General features: G+C 35.5%; 1 protein-coding gene. It reads left to right on the plus strand.

The window, feature by feature from the left end; translation table 11 throughout:
* Positions 1-57: 57 nt before the first annotated feature.
* Positions 58-296 (plus strand): DUF1140 family protein (locus tag DVW83_RS14940; RefSeq protein WP_137239721.1); only part of this gene is annotated, 239 nt, incomplete at its 3' end.

A 296-nucleotide genomic window follows, 5' to 3' on the forward strand; every position in this document is an offset into this window, starting at 1 on the left:
AATCGATAATACAGAAGATGACAATGACGACGATATTAATTTTTAGGAGGAGAAATAATGAATCTCATTACACAATATAGTGATATCATCCTCAAAAAAATCATGGCAAAGATTCAGAAAGATAAAAAATCAAAAGGACGAGCGGAATTAGTTAAGTTGGAAATGGCTGAAACGGGTTCAGGAGTTCGAACCGCTCGACATTGGAAAGCAGCGGCTAATATTGAATTTTATTACAACGAAATTCAAAAAGGTTTTGAACAAATGCGTGAGCTGGATAAGCAAACACACTGGAGTCA

Source organism: Enterococcus sp. VV15 (genome assembly GCF_005236045.1).
GTDB classification, from domain to species: domain Bacteria; phylum Bacillota; class Bacilli; order Lactobacillales; family Enterococcaceae; genus Enterococcus_B; species Enterococcus_B durans.